The sequence below is a fragment of the Aminobacter sp. DSM 101952 genome (assembly GCF_001424795.1).
Lineage (GTDB): Bacteria > Pseudomonadota > Alphaproteobacteria > Rhizobiales > Rhizobiaceae > Aminobacter > Aminobacter aganoensis.
The window spans coordinates 131,753-148,220 of record NZ_LMCL01000035.1 but is presented as its reverse complement, the minus strand read 5'-3'; the positions used below and the strand labels follow the sequence as shown (position 1 = coordinate 148,220).

Genomic DNA, 16,468 nt, shown 5'->3' with positions numbered 1-16,468 from the left:
CGGCGGCCGAAGCCGCTGTCGACCGGGGCCGGGCAGCGCCCAACCCCGGCCAAAAGGTTCAATGGCCCGCGGCAAACGCCTCGACCGGTGCCTGCCGGCGCGTGCGCACCAGCACCACGGCGACGGCGGCGAGGACCAGCGGCACGGCGAGACCGGCGAAGTAGCCGCTGGTTCCGCCTGCCTGCAGCAGCCAGCCTCCCGCCGCCGAGCCGACGATGGCGCCGGTGCGGCCGATGCCGATTGCCCAGCCGGTGCCGGTGGCGCGCAGCTCGGTCGGATAGGTGCTGGAGATGAGGTAGTTCAGCGCGATCTGCTGGCCGCCGATGCCGAACCCGGCCAGGGCGACGAGCGCAAAGACCACGGTCCAGCTGGTGTTCACCAGGGCCAGCCCGGCGCAGACCGCGATGCCGATCATGAACATCACCGTCAGCGTGCGGCGCACGTCGATGCGCGGCAGGAAGATCGACAGCGGAATGGCGAAGACGATGAAGGCGGCGTTGACGATCACCGTTCCGAGCGCGGCGGTCGGCTGGTCGAGGCCCATGCTGGTCAGCGCCGTCGGCAGCCACAGCAGGAACATGAACCAGGCGATCCAGTTGAGCAGGTAGATGGACCAGATGGCGATTGTGCTGGTGCGGTACTCCGGCGTGAACAGGGCCGCGACCGAACCCTTGCCGGCCACCGGCGGAACCATGAAGACCGTGCCATCGGCGATCGGCTTGCCGGCGATGCGGGCGACCAGCCTGCGGGCCCGGGAGAGGTCTTCAGGCCGGCCGCGCGAGGCGAGGAACTGCGCCGATTCCGGCAGGAAGACGAGGCAGATCAGCAGCACGACCAGTGGGATCGCGCCGCCGACGATGTAGATGCCCTGCCAGCCGATGACCGGCATCCAGCCGGCGGCGAGCACGCCGCCGACCATGGCCCCGGCCGGCAGGCCGAGAAGCACGCCGGTGAGCACCGCGCCGCGCAGGCGCGAAGGGCTGTATTCCGCAGCCATCGCCAGCAGGACCGGCGTCGCGCCGCCCATGCCGAGGCCGGTCAGGAAGCGCAGCGCCACGATCTGGGTCGGCGACTGGGCAAAGGCGATGGCCAGCGAAAAGACGCCGAACAGCACGATCGAGCCGAGGATGGCGACGCGGCGGCCGATGCGGTCGCCGATCATGCCGAGGCCCATGGCGCCCAGCGCCATGCCCAGCGTGCCGGAAATGAAGATGTAGGTCATGTCGCCGGGCGACATGCCGAACGCCTTGGCTATGGCCGGGCCGGTGTAGGCGATGGCCTGGGTGTCGAAGCCGTCAAGCAGCGCGACGAGAAAGCACAGGAAGAAGACCCGCAATTGCAGGCTGCTCACCGGCCGCTCGTCCAGCACTTGCCGGATATCCAGTGTCGTGGTTCGCACGTCTATTCCTCCTGTGGGAACTTGCTGTTTGGTCCGGCGAGTTCCCGCCGCACTCCGTTGGTTTGTCCGGGCAGGGGCACGCTTGCCCCCCGCGGCGCAGCTTCAGCCGCTGTCGCCGCCGCCCACCGGCAGGATGGTGCCGGTGAGGTAGGAGGCCTCGTCCGAGGCCATGAACAGGATGGCGCTGGTCTGTTCGGCGAGCGTTCCGTAGCGCTTCATGAAGCTGGTGGCCTTGGTCTGGTCGACCACCTCCTGCATCCAGGCCGCGTCACGTTCGTCCTGGGCCGAGGTGTTGCGCGGGATGCGGCGCACCGGTGCCTCGGTGCCGCCCGGCGCCACCGCATTGACGCGGATGCCGCGCTCGGCGTTCTCCATGGCAAGCGCCACCGTCAGCGCGTTGACCGCGCCTTTCGAAGCCGAATAGGGCACGCGGTTGATGCCGCGCGTGGCGATCGACGAGACGTTGACGATGGCGCCGCCGCCGGCCTCGATCATCAGCGGCAGCACGGCGCGACAGCACCACATGGTCGGAAACAGCGAGCGGCGGACCTCCGCCTCGATCTGCGTCTCGTCGAAATATTCGAACGGCCGCATCCAGATCGCGCCGCCGACATTGTTGACCAGCACGTCGACCCGCCCGAGGGCTGCGCGCGCCTCTTCGATCGCGCCTGACGCGCCTTGCCAGCTTTCGAGGTCGGCCAGGATCGCAATTGCCTTGCCACCGCTGGCGACGATCTCGGCCGCGGCTTCCCTGACCAGGTCCGAGCGGTCGACCAGCGCTACAGCGGCGCCCTCGGCCGCGGCCTCGATCGCCACCTGGCGACCGATGCCTTGCGCGGCCCCGGTGACAACCATCGCCTTGCCGGCGAAGCGTTTCGTTCGATCCGTCACGATGCGGCCTCCGCGGCTACGAATTTCTCGTGGTAGAAGGCGGCCGGCTTCACGCCGATCTTGTCGAAATGCGCCTTGACGGCGTCGACCATCGGCGGCGGGCCGCAGAGATAGACGTCGGCCTCGCCGTCGTTGAGGTCGGCGGCGCCGAAGTGGTCGGTAACGAAACCGGTCAGGCTATGCGTGCTCGCCTTGTCGGAAACGCAGACGTCGAAGGTGAAATCCTCCATCGCCCCGGCGAAGCGCTCGAGCTTTTCGACCTCGACCATGTCGACGTCGCGGGTGACGCCGTAGACGAGCCTGACTGGGTGGGCGGGGCCGCCCTGCTCTTCCAGATGTTCGAGCATGGCGAGGAAGGGCGCGAGGCCGGTGCCGCCGGCGAGAAACAGCGTCGGCCGGCGGATCTCGCGCAGGTAGAAGGCGCCGACCGGTCCACGCAGCGTCAGCCGGTCGCCCGATGCCGCCTGGCTGGACAGGTAGGTTGACATCAGCCCGCCGGGGATGTTGCGGACCAGGAAGCCGGCGCGGCCGCCGGAGACGCAGGTGGAGAACGAATAGGCGCGGCTCTCGGCCGTGCCCGGGACAGAGACCTGCATGTACTGGCCGGGCAGGAAGCTCAGCGCGTCGGGCTGCTCGAGCGCGACGGTGAAGCCGATGGTCGTTTCGGAGAGCTGGCGCACGTCGGCGAGTTCGGCCTCGAACACCGCCGGCCCGCTCTTGCACAGCGCCGATGTCGCCGGAATGCTGATGACGCAGTCGCTGTCGGGCCGCAGCTGGCAGGTCAGCACGAAGCCTTCCGACGCCTCGTCCTCGGTCAGCGCGTCCTCGATGTAGCCGCCCATCCTGAAACGGCCCGATTCGCACTTGCTCTTGCAGGTGCCGCAGGCGCCGTCGCGGCAGTCCATCGGGATGTTGAGGCGGGCGCGATAGGCTGCATCGGCCACGACCTCATTGCCGTCGCATTCGATGAAGCGGGTGACGCCGTCTTCGAAATTCAAAGCGATCCTGTGTGCCATGGCTCGATCCTCCTGGCCTGTCAGACGTGGTAGATGTCGATGACGTGGTGGATGTAGTCGTTGGTCAGCACGACCTTCTTGCGGGCGATCTTCAGCCCGTCGTCGCCGGTCTCCAGCGTGTAGAACGACGCTCCGTAGTAGGAATCGGTGGTCTTGTAGCGGAAGTTGAAGGTCAGCCAGTTGAAGCGAACCTCAAGCTTCTCCGCGTCCTGCTCCAGTATCTCGACATTGGAGATGTGATGGATGGTACGCGGCTCCGGCAGGCTGGTGGCGCTGGAGCGCTCGGTGCGGATGCGGAAGATGCGGTCCTCCAGCCCCTGCCTTGTCGGGTAGTACATCAGCGAGATTTCGGTCTGCGGGTCCTCGATGAGCGTTTCGTCGTCGTCCCAGGACGGCATCCAGAATTCGGCATGCGGAGCGTAGAGCGCGAGCCACTCGTCCCACTGCCTGTCGTCGAGAAAACGGGCCTCGCGATAGAGGAACTCTTCCACCTCTTGGCGTGAAATGGTCATGACGTCTCCTTCCGCGGACCGGGTTCGGTCCGCGCCGTGCGGGCTTGATGCTTGAAAGGCGGCGAGCCGGGCTCGCCAGGATCAGTCGCGGGTCAGCCGGTCGGATCCTTGCCGACCGCCTTCTCCAGCGTTTCCTTCCAGTATTTGTGCTGGATCACGAACAGGCCTTCGTCCTCGGTCTTGGCGCCGGAGAGCAGCGGCTTGAGGCCGATCGCCTTGGCGCCTTCGTCGGCGCCCTCGATCCAGTGGGTGGCACCGCGGCTGAGGTCGTTCCACGCCGCCTGCCGCGCCTGGTAGCCGATCTGGCAGGAGCGGAACTCCTCGAGATCGTCGGGCGTCGCCATGCCCGACGCGTTGAAGAAATCCTCGTACTGGCGGATGCGGCGGGCGCGCGCCTCGACCCCCTCGCCCTTGGGCGCGATGCAGTAGATGGTGACCTCAGTCTTGTCGACGGAAATGGGCCGGTACATGCGGATCTGCGACGAGAACTGATCCATCAGGTAGACGTTGGGGTAGAGGCACAGGTTGCGCGAGCGGTCGATCATCCAGTCGGCCCAGGACTGGCCGAACTTCTCGGTCAGCTCGCCGCGCTTCTCGGCCAGCGGCCGGTCCTCCGGGTTGCTCCAGCGGGTCCAGAGCAGCAGATGGCCGTGCTCGAAGGAGTAGAAGCCGCCGCCCTGCTTGGCCCAGGACGAGGCGTCCATGGCGCGGGTGACGTCGACGCCGGCCGCCGCCGCCAGCGCGTCCTTGCGATGGTTTGTTGTCGCCGCATAGTTCCAGTGCACGGACGAGACGTGATAGCCGTCGGCGCCGTTCTCGGTCTGCAGCTTCCAGTTGCCGTCATAGACATAGGTCGAGCCACCGCGCAGCACTTCCAGCCCGTCGGGCGACTGGTCGACGATCATGTCGATGATCCTGGCGGCTTCGCCGAGATGCTGTTCGAGCGGCAGCACGTCGGCATTCAGGCTGCCGAACAGGAAGCCGCGATAATTCTCGAAGCGGGCCACCTTGGTCAGGTCGTGCGAGCCGTTCTTGTTGAACTGCTCGGGATAGCCGGCGCCGTCGGGGTCCTTGGCCTTGAGCAGCTTGCCGCTGTTGGAGAAGGTCCAGCCGTGGAACGGGCAGGTGTAGGTGCTCTTGTTGCCGCGCTTGTGGCGGCACACCATGGCGCCGCGATGCGAGCAGGCGTTGAGGAAGCAGTGAAGCTCGCCCTTGCGGTCGCGCGAGATGACGATGGGCTGGCGGCCGATGTGGCCGGTCAGGAAGTCGTTGGCGTTCGGGATCTGGCTTTCATGGGCGAGATAGACCCAGTTGCCTTCCCAGATGTGCCGCATCTCGAGCTCGAACAGCTCGGGATCGGTGAAGATGTCCCGCCGGCAGCGGTAGGCGCCGGTGGCGGGGTCGTCGACCACGGCAGCCTCGAGCGTTTCCTCGATGTGCCGATTGGCGTTTGAATCCAGCATCTTGAAATCCTCCACAAGGGCTTCGCGCGCCGCCTCCCGCACGGCGCGCCGGTTGCTGCCGTCAGGCCGAAACGCGCTCGCGCTCGACCACGGTGTCCGTCACGCCTTCCACTTCAGGCATCAGCACGAAGTCGAAATCGATGGAGGCGAAAGGCTCCTGCACCTGGCGCTCGGCCAGCACCTTGGGGTCGCTGACGCGGGCAACCGGCGGGATCAGGTCGTTGCGCGTGCCGAAGGCGAAATCCTCGAACAGGTATTCGTCGCCTTCGATGTTGATCTGCGTCGTCAGGTGGCGGTAGCCGGGCGCCGAAACGAAGAAGTGGATGTGCGCCGGACGATGGCCGTGGCGGCCGAAAGCGAACATCAGCTGTTCGGTCGAGCCGCCCGGAGGCGTGGCATAGCCGCTCGGCATGATCGAGCGGAAGCTGTAGCGCCCTTCGGCGTCGGTCTGGATGCGGCGGCGCAGATTGTAGGCGGCCTGCTGGGGGTCGAAATGCGAATAGTTGCCGCGCGTGTTGGCATGCCAGACGTCGACGATGGCATCGGCGACGGGCTTGCCGTTCTGGTCGCGGACCTGGCCCTGCATGAACACGACCTCGCCCTTGTCGGAACCGTCATCGAGACGCGCGGTGCCCTTGGAAAGCGGCGCGCCGGCGATGTAGAGCGGTCCCTCGATGGTGCGCGCGGTGCCGCCGGCAAGACCGGCGCGGCGCTCGGCCTCGTCCAGGCGCAGGTCGAGGAAATGCTCTAGGCCGATGCCCGGGGCGATCAGGCCGAGTTCGTTGTTGCGCGCGGCCTGGCCGAGATAGGCGACCGCAGACCAGACCTCGTTCATGCTGATGTCGAGATCGTCGATGGCGGTGAACAGGTCGCCGAGCAACCGGTTGGCAACGGTCTTCAGGCGCTGGTCGCCACCCGGCTGGTCGAGACCGCTGGCGCGGCTGGCGAGATCGGCGATGACGGACTTTTCAATGAGCTTGCTGGACATGGGAACCTCCCTTTCTGGCTCGCATTTCTGCGCGTTGACTAGAACCCGCTCCCTTGCTCCCGCTCTGCCTGCGCGGAAGGGAGCATTTGCCGGCGCCTAGGCGCCGTCGTCGGCGATCGCCGACCCGTGGCGGCAGAGCGCCTTCACTTCGATCTTCATGAACGGGAACAGCGGCAGCCCGGACAGGATTTCGTGCAGTTCGCCCGGCCCGCTGACATCGAAAATGCTGACATTGGCGTAGCGCCCGGCAACGCGCCAGAGATGGCGCCACTTACCGTTTCGCTGCAGTTCCTCTGCCCGTGCCTTCTCCGTCGCCTTCAGCCTGTCCGCCACTCCGGCAGGCAGGTCATGCGGCAGCTCGACGGTCATCTCGACATGAAACAGCATGACGTCACCTCACCACGCGCAGGGACGCGGACGCAGCGGTCCGGTCGCGGCGGAAGCGGCTCACAGCCGCGTCGTCCAGTTCGATTCCCAGGCCGGGCCCGGTGGGAACCTTGAGTTCGAAATCGGCGTAGCCGAGCGGCTCGGTCAGCAGTTCCTCGGTCAGCAGCAGCGGTCCGAACAATTCGGTACCCCATTCGAGGCTGCGAACGCCGGCAAACAGATGCGCCGCAGCGATCGTGCCGATCGGTCCCTCGAGCATGGTGCCGCCATAGACGGCGATGCCTGCCGCTTCGGCGACCGAGATCACCTTCGATGCCGCAAACAGGCCGCCCGCCTGCTCGATCTTGATGGAGAACACGTCGCCGGCGTGCTTCGACGCCGCCGCCAGGGCACTTTCGGGCCCAGTCAGGATCTCGTCGGCCATCAGCGCGATGCGCGACTTCGCCTGCAGCCGGGCCAGCGGCTCGACACCCGCGACGGGTTGCTCGACCAGCACGCAACCTGCATCCGCAAGTGCGGCAATGCCGTGGGCGGCTTCACGTTCGCGCCAGGCCATGTTGACGTCGACGCGGACGCTGGCGAAGTCCGGCAGCGCCTTGCGGATGGCCGCGACATGGGCGACATCCTGGTCGACCGGGCGCTTGCCGATCTTGAGCTTGAAATCCTTGTGGCGGCGGGCCTCCAGCATGCGCTGAGCCTCTTCGATGTCCTTGGCCGTATCACCCGACGCCAGCGTCCAGGCCACCGGCAGGCTGTCGCGCCTGGACCCCCCGAGCAGTTCCGACAGCGGCAGGCCAAGGCGGCGTGCCTGCGCATCCAGAAGCGCCGTCTCGACCGCGCATTTGGCGAAGTGGTTGCCCTTCACCGCCGCGTTGACCTTGTCCATGGCAAGCCCGACGCGGGTCGCGTCGGCGCCGATGAGCAGGGGCGCGATGTACTGATCGATGGCGAGCTTCATGCTTTCGGGGCTTTCGGCGCCATAGGCGAGACCGCCGATCGTGGTGCCTTCGCCGAGCCCCGAAACCTCGTCGGAGCAGCGCAGCCTGACGATCATCATCGTCTGACCGCTCATCGTCACCATCGACAGCGCGTGCGGCCGAATGGTCGGCACATCGAGCAGGATGGTATCGATTTCGATGATGCGAATGCCAGAATTCACGGAACTTTCCTCCGAACTTCCTAGGCAAACGCTAGCTTTGAGCCGACAAACAGTCCAAGACTATCTCGGTCGATTTCGATACCTGGAAGGTATAGTGTCATGGACATGCGCCAGCTTCGCTACTTCGTCGCCGTCGCACGCGAGCGCAATTTTTCCAGGGCCGCCGAGGTCCTGCACATCGCGCAACCGCCGCTCAGCCGACAGATCCAGCAGCTCGAGGAGAGCCTGGGCGCCGTGCTGATCGACCGGTCAAGTCGGCCGCTGGCGCTGACCGAGGCAGGCCGGTTCTTTTATGAGCAGGCGAGCCAGATGATCACCCGGATGGAGCATATCCGCGAGCAGACGCGTCGTATCGCGCTGTCGCGGCGCGAGATCTTCATCATCGGCTGCGTCGGCTCGACGCTCTACAGCGGCATCCCCGACCTTGTCCGCCGCATGCGGGTGCGCTGGCCGGAGCTCGGCATCGAGTTTCGCGAGATGATGTCGGTCGAGCAGATCGCCGCGCTGAAGGACGGGCGCATCGATCTCGGCTTCGGCCGCGTCCGGCTCAGCGACCCCGATGTCGAGCGGATCACGCTGCGCGAGGAGCGACTGGTCGTCGCCTTCCCGAAGAACCACCCGAAATCACTCTCGACCGCGCCGATCGCCCTCAAGGACATCGAGGGCGAGACCCTGGTGATCTATCCCTCGAAGCCGCGACCGAGCTTCGCCGACGAGGTGCTCGGGCTGTTCGCGGAGCTCAATGTCGAGCCCGGCATCGTCGAGGAGGTGCGCGAGATACAGACCGCGCTCGGCCTGGTGGCCGCGGCGGCGGGCCTGTGCATCGTTCCGGCGGCCTCGCAGCGCCAGCGCCCCGACGATGTCTGCTACCGCATCCTGTCCGACGAAAAGGCAACGTCGCCGGTGATCATGAGCTACCGGCGCAACGACCGCTCGGGCCGCATCGACGCGATCAAGGAACTGATCCGGGAAATGTACGCCGACAACCCGCCGTGGCTGCAGTTGTCCAACATCACCTGGTAGCCGGGCAGGCTGGCAGGGCGCCGTGGCAGACCTATCTTCAACCGAGAGCCGCAAACAACAAAGCGGCCTTGCGGGCCGCTTTCGGTGGACATCTTCATGAAGGTGATTTGGTGGAGCCAAGCGGGATCGAACCGCTGACCTCCTGCATGCCATGCAGGCGCTCTCCCAGCTGAGCTATGGCCCCACACCCGGCCTAGACCGGTGCCGTTTCCGGCGAATGCCGGCGCGAATTTGTCATCCGCGCCGCATTTGTTGGCGGCTTCTAGCGCCGCATTCGACCCTTGGCAAGCCTTGATCGAAACCTTTTTTCGGTTTCCCGAAAAGGCGTGTCAGATCTCGTCTTCGTCGTCGCCGACGCCGATCATGTCGGAAACGTCGTCGTCTTCCTCTTCCTCGTCGGCGAGGAAGGTATCGTCATCGTCGTCACCGAGGTCGACATCGTCGTCGTCGTCGAGATCCGGCAGATCGTCGCCGCCGCCCTTGGCCTCTTCGTCGGCGTCCTCCAGGGACACGACTTCGGCGCCTTCTTCCTCGGAGTCGAGCTCCTTGGCTTCGACTTCCTCATCCTCTTCCTGCATGGCCGAGGCCTTGCCATCATCGAAGTAGGAGCGCGGATAGCTCTTGCCGGTATACGGCGAAACGATCGGGTCTTTGTTCAGGTCGTAGAATTTGCGACCCGTCTCCGGGTCGATACGCTTTGTGCCAAGCTCGGATTTTGCCACGTCAGGCCTCTTTTTCTCGATTTTGGTCCCCTTAACCGCAGTTTGTGGCGCTGTCAAAGCCAAATCCCCAAGCCGGGCAAATGGGGATGACCGCTGCTGCAATCGATGCTACGACACCGCCGCAATCTTGGGAAAAGCCCGGTTTCGTGGTCATCCCGCATGAGGAACCACCATGTCGCATCAAGCTGTGCCACAGCCGGCCGTCGCCCGGAAGTCGAAATCTCTGTCTGGAACCGCCCGCGTTCCGGGCGACAAGTCGATTTCGCACCGCTCCTTCATGTTCGGCGGCCTCGCCTCGGGCGAAACCCGCATCACCGGCCTGCTCGAGGGCGAAGACGTGATGCGCACCGGCGACGCCATGAAGGCGATGGGCGCGCATATCGAAAAGCGCAGCGCGGAATGGATCATCACCGGCACCGGCAACGGCGCGCTGCTGCAGGCCGAAGCGCCGCTCGACTTCGGCAATGCCGGCACCGGTTCGCGCCTGACCATGGGCTTGGTCGGCACCTACGACATGGCAACTACCTTCATCGGCGACGCCTCGCTGTCGGGCCGGCCGATGGGCCGCGTGCTCGACCCGCTGCGCCAGATGGGCGTGCAGGTGATCGACGCCGCGCCCGGCGACCGCATGCCGCTGACGCTGCGCGGCCCGCGCCAGGCCGCCCCCATCACCTATCGCGTGCCGATGGCCTCGGCGCAGGTGAAGTCGGCGGTGCTGCTCGCCGGCCTCAACACGCCGGGAATCACCACCGTCATCGAGCCGGTGATGACGCGCGACCACACCGAGAAGATGCTGAAGGGCTTTGGCGCCAACATCGAGGTCGAGACCGACGAGCAGGGCGTGCGCCACATCTTCATCGAAGGCCAGGGCAAGCTGACCGGCCAGGTCATCGCCGTTCCGGGCGATCCGTCCTCGGCCGGCTTCCCGCTGGTCGCGGCGCTGATCGTTCCCGGTTCCGACATCATCATCGAAAACGTGCTGATGAACCCGACGCGTACCGGGCTGATCACCACGCTGATCGAAATGGGCGGCAAGATCGACATCCTCAACCCGCGCAATGCCGGCGGCGAGGACGTGGCCGACCTGCGCGTGCGCGGCTCGGAGCTCAAGGGCGTCAAGGTGCCGGCCGACCGCGCGCCGTCGATGATCGACGAATATCCGGTGCTCGCGGTCGCCGCCTGCTTCGCCGAGGGCGAAACCCTGATGCAGGGGCTGGAAGAATTGCGCGTCAAGGAATCAGACCGGCTGGCGGCGGTGGCCCGCGGGCTCGAAGCCAATGGCGTCGATTGCACCGAAGGCGAAATCACCCTTTCGGTGCGCGGCGTCCCCGGCGGCAAGGGCCTCGGCGGCGGCACGGTCAAGACCCATCTCGACCACCGCATCGCCATGAGCTTCCTGGTCATGGGGCTGGCCTCGGAAAAGCCCGTCACCGTCGACGACCAGGCGATGATCGCCACCAGCTTCCCCGAATTCATGGGCCTGATGGCCGATCTGGGCGCGGAGATCGACCAGTCCCCGGCCTGAGCTGACACCCCGAAAGGAGAACGGCATGACCACCAAGGTAGCGATGATCGTCGGCGGCGGCAGCGGCATGGGCGCTGCGGCGGCGAAGAAGCTGGCGGCCGACGGCTATTCGGTCGCCGTCCTGTCCTCGTCGGGCAAGGGCGAGGCGCTGGCCAAGGAACTCGGCGGGCTGGGCTTCACCGGCTCCAACCAGTCGAATGACGACCTCAAGCGCTTCGTCGACCTGACCATGGACAAGTGGGGCCGCATCGACGCTTTGGTCAACGGCGCCGGGCATGGCCCGCGTGCGCCGCTGCTGGAGATCACCGACGAGCAGTGGCACACCGGCATCGACGTCTATTTCATGAATGTCGTGCGCGCGACGCGCCTGGTGGCGCCGATCATGGTCGCCCAGAAGGGCGGCGCCATCGTCAACATCTCGACCGCCTGGGTAAGCGAACCGGCGGCGATGTTCCCGACCTCGGCGGTCGCGCGTGCAGCGCTCAGCGCCTACACCAAGCTCTTCGCCGACCAGTATGCCCCGCACAATGTGCGCATGAACAACGTGCTGCCGGGTTGGATCGACAGCCTGCCGCAGACCGACGAGCGCCGCGACGGCGTGCCCATGCAGCGCTACGGCACGTCGGAAGAGATCGCCGCCACCATCGCGTTCCTGGCTTCGGATGGTGCCGGCTACATTACCGGCCAGAGCCTGCGGGTCGACGGCGGCCTGATGCGCGGCATCTGAATGCAGAGCGCGCGAGAAATGCCCGACACCATCACCATCGCCATCGACGGCCCTGCCGGCGCCGGCAAGGGCACGCTGGCGCGGCGCCTGGCGGATTATTACCACCTCGCGCTGCTCGACACCGGGCTGACCTACCGCGCCGTCGCCCACATGCTGATCGACAAGGGCTGGCCGCTCGACGACGTCGCGCACGCCATCGAGGCGGCGAAGCTCGTCGATCTCGGCCATCTCGACCGCAAGGTGCTGTCGGCGCACGCCGTCGGCGAAGCGGCGTCGAAGGTCGCCGTGATCCCCGACGTGCGGAAGATCCTGGTCGAAAAGCAGCGCCAGTTCGCGCGCTCGCCGCAAGGGGCGGTGCTCGACGGCCGCGACATCGGCACCGTGGTCTGTCCCGACGCGGACGTGAAGCTCTATGTCACGGCCAGCGCCGAGGTGCGGGCCCAGCGCCGGCTGGCCGAGATCGAGGCCAATGGCGGCACCGCCGATTTCGCCGGCATCCTGGCCGATATCGAGCGCCGCGACGAGCGCGATACCGGCCGCGCCGACTCGCCTTTGAGGCCCGCCGACGACGCGCACTTGCTCGATACGTCGGAAATGGATATAGAAGCCGCGTTTTCTGCAGCCAGGGACATCGTCGATCGGGTCCTCGGAAGCTGAGAACAGGCTGAGCCCCCAGGGGTTTCGCCACTTAACCGACCTGCCAGCATTCTTCTTGCGCCGATTTGCCGCTTCAGGCGGCCAAGGGCTTTCAGCCCGGAATGCAGGCAGGCCAACGCAACGCTAACCCACGGCGCCGCTCCCGCAAGGCGGGACGCACCAGGAGATCCAATGTCACAAGCTAATCCCTCCCGCGACGATTTCGCGAGCCTGCTCGAAGAGTCCTTCTCGGACGGTCATTCGGGCGAAGGCCAGGTCGTCAAGGGTATCGTCACGGCCATCGAAAAAGACATGGCCATCATCGACGTCGGCCTGAAGGTCGAGGGTCGCGTTCCGCTGAAGGAATTCGGCGCCAAGGCCAAGGACGGCTCGCTCAAGGTCGGCGACACCGTCGAGGTCTATGTCGAGCGCATCGAAAACGCACTTGGCGAAGCCATGCTGTCGCGCGACAAGGCTCGCCGCGAAGAGAGCTGGGTCAAGCTCGAAGAGAAGTTCACCAAGGGTGAGCGCGTCGAAGGCGTCATCTTCAACCAGGTCAAGGGCGGCTTCACCGTCGATCTCGACGGCGCCGTTGCCTTCCTGCCGCGTTCGCAGGTCGACATCCGTCCGATCCGCGACGTCACCCCGCTCATGCACAACCCGCAGCCCTTCGAGATCCTCAAGATGGATCGCCGTCGCGGCAACATCGTCGTTTCGCGCCGCACCGTTCTCGAAGAGAGCCGTGCAGAGCAGCGCTCCGAGATCGTGCAGAACCTCGAAGAGGGCCAGGTTGTCGAGGGCGTGGTCAAGAACATCACCGACTACGGTGCGTTCGTCGACCTCGGCGGCATCGACGGCCTGCTGCATGTCACCGACATGGCATGGCGCCGCGTCAACCACCCGACCGAAATCCTCAACATCGGTCAGTCGGTCAAGGTGCAGATCATCCGCATCAACCAGGAAACCCACCGCATCTCGCTCGGCATGAAGCAGCTCGAGTCGGATCCGTGGTCGGACATCGGCACCAAGTTCCCGATCGGCAAGAAGATCACCGGCACCGTCACGAACATCACCGACTACGGTGCGTTCGTCGAGCTCGAGCCGGGCATCGAAGGCCTCATCCACGTTTCGGAAATGTCGTGGACCAAGAAGAACGTGCACCCCGGCAAGATCCTGTCGACCACCCAGCAGGTCGACGTCGTCGTGCTCGAAGTCGATCCGGCCAAGCGCCGCATCTCGCTCGGCCTCAAACAGACGCTTGAGAACCCGTGGGAGGCTTTCGCCCGCAACCACCCGGCTGGTTCGCAGGTCGAAGGCGAGGTCAAGAACAAGACCGAATTCGGCCTTTTCATCGGCCTCGACGGCGACGTGGACGGCATGGTGCACCTCTCCGACCTCGACTGGAACCGTCCGGGCGAGCAGGTCATCGAAGAGTACAACCGTGGCGACATGGTCAAGGCTCAGGTCCTCGACGTCGACATCGACAAGGAGCGCATCTCGCTCGGCATCAAGCAGCTCGGCCGTGACACCGTCACCGAAGCCGCGACCTCGGGCGAACTGCGCAAGAACGCCGTCGTCACCTGCGAAGTGATCGCGATCAAGGATGGTGGCCTCGAAGTCCGTCTCGTCGAGAGCGGCATCGAGACCTTCATCAAGCGTTCCGACCTGTCGCGTGACCGTGACGAGCAGCGCCCCGAGCGCTTCGTCGTCGGCCAGAAGGTGGACGCCCGCATCATCGCCTTCGACAAGAAGACCCGCAAGCTGCAGGTCTCGATCAAGGCGCTGGAAATCGCCGAAGAGAAGGAAGCAGTCGCTCAGTACGGCTCGACCGACTCCGGCGCTTCGCTCGGCGACATCCTGGGCGCAGCCCTGAAGAACCGCAACAACTGAGCCATTCGCTCATTGTCGTGAACTGAAGAACCCCGCCGGAGCGATCCGGCGGGGTTTTTCTTTGCAGCCGGAAGCAGTTGGGCCCGAAGTGATGCCGGAATGCTTCACGGCGCCTCCGAATGCTTCCGGGCCGCCTGCGTTCGGCGCCTCCGAGGTTGCCGCGGCCGGGATTTGCTGCTCTTAAGTCCGCGAAGCCCTGTCCCGCGTCCCGAGCCCGGCCCATGACCAAGTTGCGTTTTCTGACCTTCTTTCTTGTGCTCGTGGTGCTATCCGGTTGCGGCGGGCGCGCCGTTCTCGGCCTCGGCGACGGCAAGGAAGGCGATTCGGCCGCTGTCGTGCCGATCTATGTCTCGACCATGCGGGCCCGCTCGAAAGACCTGTCGCTGCCCTATTCGGCCGAGCGCGCCAAGCAGCTCAACTTCGCCAAGTTCGAGATCGGCATTCCCAAGACGCACGCAGCCGGCGAGGTGGAGAGCGCCAGCCGCGCGCCCAGCCCGGCTCGCAATTTCGTCGCCCGCACCTTCCAGCCCTATGACGAGAAGGCTGAGTTCGTCGCCGCGCTCGATGCCGACCTGATGCGGCGCCCCGAGGCCGAGCGCGAGATCTTCATCTTCGTGCACGGCTACAACAACAATTTCGCCGACAGCATCTTCCGCAACGCCCAGATCGTCCACGACTACAAGGTCAAGGCGGTGGCGCTGCACTATGCCTGGCCGTCGGCCGGGTCGCTGCCGCTCTATGTCTACGATCGCGACAGCGCCGCCTACAGCCGCGACGGGCTTGCCGACACCATCGAGATCGCCGCGCGCACCAGGGCCAAGCGCATCGTGCTGGTCGGGCATTCGATGGGCAGCTATGTCGTGATGGAGGCGTTGCGCAGCCTGTCGCTCAGCGGCCGCGACAAATATATCGGCCGCATCAATGGGCTCGTGTTGGCAGCACCCGACATCGACATGGACGTCTTCCAGAGCCAGTTGCGCGACATCGACGACCTGCCGAGCCCGTTCACCATTCTCGTGTCGACCCGCGACAAGGCGCTCAACCTGTCGGGCGGACTGACCGGCGGCCATCCGCGCGTCGGCTCCGGCGCCGATGTCGCCACCCTCCAGGCCGCGAACATCACCGTGCTCGACACGTCCAATCTCGACGGCGGCAGCCACGGTGTTTTCGCCAGCTCGCCGACGCTGATGGCGCTAACGGCGAAGGGCGGACTGATGAACGACGTCACCGAAAGGGGCGAAGGCGCGCCGGCCGAGACCATCCTGGCCGACGGCACTTCGGTCATCCAGGGCGCCGCCTCGCTGGTCATCTACCTGCCGGCAAAATTGCTCGGCGTGCCGAATGGCGGCCTGACGCGCTAGGAACCGCTCGACGGCGACGCAGGGCGGCGCCCAGGCGAGCCCTTATGCGCGCCCGTAGATCGCGGCCACCGTGCCACTGGTGACCAGATTGGCCGGCGAGGCAAGCTGCGCAATCGCGGTCGCCGCTGCTTCGAGGCTGACCCACTTGGCGAAATCCGCCTTGGGCATGGCGTCGCGGTTGGCCCTGGTGTCGAGGGTCGAAGGCGCAACCGCATTGACCAGGATGTCGGCGCCCTTCAGTTCTTCGGCCAAGGCCACGGTCAGCGCCGCGACGGCTGCCTTGCTGGCCGCATAGGCCGCCATGCCGCCGCCCTTGCGCGGCTCGATGCCTGCCCGCGCCGAGACGTTGACGATGCGGCCGCCGGCCTTGCCGGCGAGCATCGCGCGGGCCGCCGCGCGGCAGCAGAGGAAGGCGGTCCTGGCGTTTATGTCCATCATCTTGCCGAACTGGTCGGCATCGACGGTTTCGATCGATCCCATGTCGAAACCACCGGCAGAATGGATCGAGGCCCAGAGGCCGGGAATGGCGCCGTAGAAGGCATCGACGGCCTTTGCATCGGTCAGGTCCACGCCGGTGGCGATGTGGACGCGATCCTTGCCGGCGAATTCGAAACCGGCGGGCGCTTCGGGCCGGCTGATCGGCAAATGGCAGATGGCGCCTTCGCCAAGCAGGTAGCTTGCCACCGCTGCGCCCAGCGCACCGGTGGCGCCCGACACAACGACATGGCGGCCTTCGAAACTCTTGGTCATGGTCAACTCCCGCGACAGG

The 16,468-nt window shown here is 65.9% G+C and carries 16 protein-coding genes and 1 tRNA gene; 6 read left to right on the top strand and 11 right to left on the bottom strand.

The window, feature by feature from the left end; all coding sequences use genetic code 11:
- Positions 1-58: 58 nt before the first annotated feature.
- The 8 genes from ASC75_RS24760 to ASC75_RS24725 all read right to left on the bottom strand — a co-directional run bounded on the left by ASC75_RS24760 (position 59) and on the right by ASC75_RS24725 (position 7,815).
- Complete coding sequence (locus tag ASC75_RS24760) at positions 59-1,399, bottom strand: MFS transporter (protein WP_055982183.1); 1,341 nt, start codon at positions 1,397-1,399, stop codon at positions 59-61.
- Between the two features lie 102 nt (positions 1,400-1,501).
- Complete coding sequence (gene benD, locus ASC75_RS24755; RefSeq protein WP_200943475.1) at positions 1,502-2,293, bottom strand: benzoate diol dehydrogenase BenD; 792 nt, start codon at positions 2,291-2,293, stop codon at positions 1,502-1,504.
- Positions 2,287-3,306 carry a benzoate 1,2-dioxygenase electron transfer component BenC gene (gene benC / locus ASC75_RS24750; protein WP_055982180.1) on the bottom strand — a complete coding sequence of 340 codons (1,020 nt, stop codon included), beginning with the start codon at positions 3,304-3,306 and terminating at the stop codon, positions 2,287-2,289. The genes benD and benC overlap by 7 nt, the downstream gene beginning before the upstream one ends.
- 20 nt (positions 3,307-3,326) lie before the next feature.
- Positions 3,327-3,818 (bottom strand): benzoate 1,2-dioxygenase small subunit, encoded by a 492-nt coding sequence (benB, locus tag ASC75_RS24745; RefSeq protein ID WP_055982177.1) that lies wholly within the window; start codon positions 3,816-3,818, stop codon positions 3,327-3,329.
- A 92-nt stretch (positions 3,819-3,910) separates the two neighbouring features.
- Positions 3,911-5,281, bottom strand: coding sequence for a benzoate 1,2-dioxygenase large subunit (gene benA / locus ASC75_RS24740; protein WP_055982344.1), 1,371 nt, complete (start codon positions 5,279-5,281; stop codon positions 3,911-3,913).
- 61 nt (positions 5,282-5,342) lie between these two features.
- A complete protein-coding gene (gene catA, locus ASC75_RS24735) occupies positions 5,343-6,269 on the bottom strand; it encodes a catechol 1,2-dioxygenase (protein ID WP_055982174.1) in 927 nt (308 codons plus the stop codon).
- A 96-nt stretch (positions 6,270-6,365) separates the two neighbouring features.
- Positions 6,366-6,656: a muconolactone Delta-isomerase gene (gene catC, locus ASC75_RS24730; RefSeq protein ID WP_055982171.1), complete on the bottom strand. Its 291-nt coding sequence runs from the start codon at positions 6,654-6,656 to the stop codon at positions 6,366-6,368.
- A 4-nt stretch (positions 6,657-6,660) separates the two neighbouring features.
- Positions 6,661-7,815 carry a muconate/chloromuconate family cycloisomerase gene (locus tag ASC75_RS24725; RefSeq protein WP_055982168.1) on the bottom strand — a complete coding sequence of 385 codons (1,155 nt, stop codon included), beginning with the start codon at positions 7,813-7,815 and terminating at the stop codon, positions 6,661-6,663.
- A gap of 99 nt (positions 7,816-7,914) precedes the next feature.
- Here ASC75_RS24725 and ASC75_RS24720 point away from each other — a divergent pair, with 99 nt between their 5' ends.
- Positions 7,915-8,838, top strand: coding sequence for a LysR family transcriptional regulator (locus tag ASC75_RS24720; protein ID WP_055982165.1), 924 nt, complete (start codon positions 7,915-7,917; stop codon positions 8,836-8,838).
- A gap of 108 nt (positions 8,839-8,946) precedes the next feature.
- Here the strand turns inward: ASC75_RS24720 and ASC75_RS24715 are convergent.
- Positions 8,947-9,022 (bottom strand) — tRNA-Ala (locus ASC75_RS24715).
- Between the two features lie 145 nt (positions 9,023-9,167).
- Positions 9,168-9,560 (bottom strand): TIGR02300 family protein, encoded by a 393-nt coding sequence (locus ASC75_RS24710; protein ID WP_055982162.1) that lies wholly within the window; start codon positions 9,558-9,560, stop codon positions 9,168-9,170.
- A 172-nt stretch (positions 9,561-9,732) separates the two neighbouring features.
- Here ASC75_RS24710 and aroA point away from each other — a divergent pair, with 172 nt between their 5' ends.
- The 5 genes from aroA (at position 9,733) to ASC75_RS24685 (ending at position 15,699) form a co-directional block, all read left to right on the top strand.
- Positions 9,733-11,085 (top strand): 3-phosphoshikimate 1-carboxyvinyltransferase, encoded by a 1,353-nt coding sequence (gene aroA, locus ASC75_RS24705; RefSeq protein ID WP_055982159.1) that lies wholly within the window; start codon positions 9,733-9,735, stop codon positions 11,083-11,085.
- Between the two features lie 25 nt (positions 11,086-11,110).
- Positions 11,111-11,812, top strand: coding sequence for an SDR family oxidoreductase (locus tag ASC75_RS24700; protein ID WP_055982156.1), 702 nt, complete (start codon positions 11,111-11,113; stop codon positions 11,810-11,812).
- An 18-nt stretch (positions 11,813-11,830) separates the two neighbouring features.
- On the top strand, positions 11,831-12,469 hold the full coding sequence (cmk, locus tag ASC75_RS24695) for a (d)CMP kinase (RefSeq protein ID WP_055982154.1): 639 nt from the start codon (positions 11,831-11,833) through the stop codon (positions 12,467-12,469).
- 171 nt (positions 12,470-12,640) lie between these two features.
- Positions 12,641-14,338 carry a 30S ribosomal protein S1 gene (rpsA, locus tag ASC75_RS24690; RefSeq protein ID WP_055982150.1) on the top strand — a complete coding sequence of 566 codons (1,698 nt, stop codon included), beginning with the start codon at positions 12,641-12,643 and terminating at the stop codon, positions 14,336-14,338.
- Between the two features lie 221 nt (positions 14,339-14,559).
- The gene (locus ASC75_RS24685; protein WP_055982149.1) at positions 14,560-15,699 is read left to right on the top strand and encodes an alpha/beta fold hydrolase; all 1,140 of its coding nucleotides are present in this window, start codon (positions 14,560-14,562) and stop codon (positions 15,697-15,699) included.
- A 42-nt stretch (positions 15,700-15,741) separates the two neighbouring features.
- On the opposite strand, the gene ASC75_RS24680 is transcribed toward ASC75_RS24685, so the two are convergent.
- Positions 15,742-16,449: an SDR family NAD(P)-dependent oxidoreductase gene (locus tag ASC75_RS24680; RefSeq protein WP_055982146.1), complete on the bottom strand. Its 708-nt coding sequence runs from the start codon at positions 16,447-16,449 to the stop codon at positions 15,742-15,744.
- Between the last annotated feature and the right edge of the window lie 19 nt (positions 16,450-16,468).